The sequence below is a fragment of the bacterium genome (assembly GCA_040757115.1).
Lineage (GTDB): Bacteria > UBA9089 > CG2-30-40-21 > CG2-30-40-21 > SBAY01 > JBFLXS01.
Map to the genome: position 1 here is coordinate 8443 of JBFLYA010000127.1, position 2539 is coordinate 10981.

Here is a 2539-nt window from a genome sequence, read left to right on the forward strand (position 1 = left end):
TTACCAGTGCAGGAGATAAAATTATGTATAGTATGGAGTCTTTAGTTCATCTTATGGTAGATAGGGAAGCATCTGATATACATTTAGTGATAGGTGCTCCACCACAATTAAGAATTGATGGAGTTCTGGCACCAGTAGAAGATTGTGAAAAACTTACTCCAGATACCTGTCAACAATTAATTTATAGTGTCTTAACAGATGAACATAAAAGGCGATTTGAAGAACTATATGAATTAGATTTATCCTTTGGGGTTAAGGATGTAGGCAGGATACGGATGAATGTCTTTCGTCAGCGCGGGACAGTGGGGGCGGCTTTAAGAAGTATCCCAAATGATGTCCCATCATTTGAATCATTAAATCTTCCGCCAATAATTAAAGATGTCGCTGAATTACCAGCAGGATTAGTATTAGTTACAGGACCTACTGGAAGTGGTAAATCGACTTCACTGGCCGCGGTTATTGATTATATAAATACTAATCGAAAAGAACATATTATTACGGTAGAAGACCCAATTGAATTCCTTCATAAACATAAAAGTTCTGTTATTTGTCAACGAGAAGTAGGTTCTGATACAAAGACTTTTGCCAATGCATTAAAATATATGTTAAGACAGGACCCGGATGTTATTTTAGTAGGCGAGATGCGTGATCTAGAAACTATCGCGGCGGCATTGACTATTGCCGAGACAGGTCATTTAGTCTTTGCCACATTACATACACCTGATGCTATTCAATCGATAAATAGAATTGTTGATGTCTTCCCTGCTCATCAACAACAACAAGTTAGAGCTCAACTATCATTTGTTATCCAGGGGATATTTTCTCAAGTACTTATACCTCACGCCATGGGAAAAGGAAGGGCTTTGTGTTGTGAGGTGTTAATTGCTACCCCTGGAATACGGAATTTAATCAGGGATGGGAAAATACATCAAGCATACACCCTTATGCAATCTGGAAAACAATATGGAATGTCAACAATGAATATGTCCATAGTAGAATTATATAATCGGGGATTGATTACCTATGAAGATGCATTAAATTATTCCCCAGAACCTGAAAGTTTAAAACAACTTTTAGGAACATCAAGAACTGCAAGAATGGGGTATTAAAGGGCTCCAGGAGGAAAAAGACAAATGCCAACTTATACTTATAAAGCAAGAAATATGAGTGGAGGATTAGTAACAGGCACGATTGAGGCTGAATCACAGCGCTCCGTCATATTAAGACTTAAACAACAACATTTAATGGTTATATCCGCTGAAGAGGAAAAGGCTAATCCTATTATAGAAATATTAAATAAGTTCAGTGTAACCGCGCTGGGGAGAGTCGGATTAAAGGATTTAGTCTTATTCTCCCGTCAGTTATCTACATTAATAAATGCAGGGATACCAATCGTTCAATGTTTAAATGTTCTAATTGACCAGGTTGAAAATAAAAATTTTAAAAAAATAATTATGACGATAAGAGAAGATATCGAGAAAGGGGCATCAATTACAATTGCGATGAGTAAACATCCAGGTGTATTTAATCAATTATACACAAGTATGGTTAAATCAGGTGAATCAGGTGGTGTGTTGGATGAAGTTTTAGAAAGAATTTCGTCATATTTAGAATCCGTCCAAACATTGCGGAGGAAGGTGCGAACAGCGATGGCTTATCCTGCTGTCGTTTCATTCGTGGCAACAGGTATTGTCATTTTCTTATTAACTTTTGTTATTCCTGCTTTTGAAGGTGTTTTTGAGAGTTTTGGCGCAAAATTACCATTGCCAACACAAATTCTGATTAATATTTCTCGACTATTGAGACACTATCTTCCCTGGATGGTTTTAATAGCAATAATAATCGGTATTATTCTTAGATTGCTAATTACCAAGACAGAAAAAGGTAGGATAACCTTTGATTCATTATGTCTAAAATTACCTGTCTTTGGAACGCTTTTTCGCAAAATAGCCGTATCTCGATTTGCCAGAACTTTAGGAACATTAGTTCGAAGCGGTGTCTCAATCTTAGAGGCATTAGAAATAGTCGCCAAAACCTCTGGTAATAAAATAGTAGAATTAGCCGTAATGGGTGCACGAAGCTCTATACGAGAAGGAGAAAGAATTACTGACCCGTTACGAGAATGTGGTGTTTTCCCACCAATGGTTATTCAAATGGTTTCAGTTGGAGAAGAAACCGGTGCTTTAGATAATATGTTAATGAAAGTAGCAGATTACTATGACCGCGAGGTAGATATGACTGTTTCTGCGTTAGCCTCTTTAATCGAACCTCTTTTAATTGTTGTTTTAGGTGTAGTAGTTGGAACAATTGTTATTTGTATGTATCTACCTATCTTTATGATGTCCAGTATCATCAGTAGATAACAACAATTCGGGTGGTGTTTTAATCTAGCATAAAGGTTAAAATAGTGTGTAGGGTTCTGCAAAATAGGATTTGAGGGAGACAACAAATAAATATTAAATATCAAATATTAAATATCAAATATAAATATCAAAATGCAAAATTACAAATCAAATTTCAAAGAGGAAGTAGCAGGGTT

The 2539-nt window shown here is 36.1% G+C and carries 2 protein-coding genes; both read left to right on the forward strand.

The features are described from left to right. A partial coding sequence (locus AB1422_11775; protein MEW6619994.1) for a type IV pilus twitching motility protein PilT occupies positions 1 to 1109 on the forward strand: 1109 nt, incomplete at its 5' end. Positions 1110 to 1133: 24 nt separating this feature from the next. Beyond that, positions 1134 to 2363 (forward strand): type II secretion system F family protein, encoded by a 1230-nt coding sequence (locus AB1422_11780; protein ID MEW6619995.1) that lies wholly within the window; start codon positions 1134 to 1136, stop codon positions 2361 to 2363. Positions 2364 to 2539: the final 176 nt, after the last annotated feature.

Excerpts from the sequence above, each read along its gene's own strand:
- AB1422_11780 (MEW6619995.1), top strand. The coding sequence starts at position 1,134 with ATGCCAACTTATACTTATAAAGCAAGAAATATGAGTGGAGGATTAGTA.